This window comes from Streptomyces sp. NPDC000941 (assembly GCF_053599555.1).
The window spans coordinates 1-1210 of sequence record NZ_JBSFMM010000557.1 but is presented as its reverse complement, the minus strand read 5'-3'; the positions used below and the strand labels follow the sequence as shown (position 1 = coordinate 1210).

General features: G+C 67.9%; 1 protein-coding gene. It reads right to left on the bottom strand.

The annotated features are described in order from the left end of the window. The coding region (locus ACWDSL_RS53460; RefSeq protein WP_450497030.1) for an SDR family NAD(P)-dependent oxidoreductase at positions 1–1210 on the bottom strand (1210 nt) is incomplete at both ends.

Below are 1210 nucleotides of genomic sequence, written 5' to 3'. Positions count from 1 at the left end.
GGCCGGCGCCACCGACGGCTCCGGCGAGGGAGGAGAAGAGCACAAACGCGGAGAGGTCGAGGTCCTTGGTCAGCTCGTGCAGGTGCAGCGCGGCATCCGCCTTCGCATGCAACACGCCCGCGAGGCGGTCGGGAGTCAGCGACTCGATCACACCGTCGTCCAACGCACCGGCAGCGTGAACCACAGTCGTCAGCGGATACTCAGCCGGAACCGACGCCAGCAAACCTGCCAACGCGGCCCGATCGGCCACATCACACGCGGCCACCGTCACCCGTACGCCCAGCCCCTCCAACTCATGGACCAGCCCGGAAGCACCGGGAGCGTCCAGGCCACGACGGCTGGTCAGCACCAAATGCTCGACACCGTTACGCGCCAGCCAGCGCGCGACATGCCCGCCCAGCGCGCCCGTACCACCCGTGACCAGGGCCGTGCCGCTCGTACGCCATCCCCCGACGCCTCCACCCCCGCCGGCACGCAGCAGGCGACGGCCGAAGACACCCGCCGAACGCACCGCCACCTGATCCTCACCACCAGCACCCTTCAGGACGCCGACCAGCCGCTCCGCCACACGCTCATCGAACGCCTCAGGCAGATCGACCAGACCACCCCAACGCTCCGGATGCTCCAGACCAACCACCCGGCCCAGACCCCACACCTGAGCCTGCACCGCACTCAGCAATTCCTCCGAGTCGCTGATCGACACGGCAGCACGCGTCACCACCCACAACGGCACCCCCGCCCCAACATCGCCCAGCGCCTGTACCAACCCCAACGTCCCAGCCAACCCAAGCGGGACACCGCCACACAACGACTCGTCCAACGCCACCAACGACACCACACCACTCACAGACGAACCGCCCGCCTCCAACACGGCCTGCGCCAACTCAGCCCGACCAGAACGCGAATCCACGACGACACGCACAATCTCGGCCCCACGGCCCTCCAACCCCCGAGCGACCTCAGCAACCCACACGTCCTCGGCCAAACCAGCAGGAACAGCCAGCAACCACGTCCCCGACAACACCGCCGACGACTCAACCGACACCGGCTTCCAACCAATCCGATAGCGCCACCCATCCAACCGCGACCGCACCCGCTGCCCCCGCCGCCACGATGACAACACCGGCAGCACAGCACCCAACTGCTCACCATCCGACAGCTCAAGCGTCGAAGCAAGCGACTCCAGATCCTCCCGCTCCACCGCCTCCCA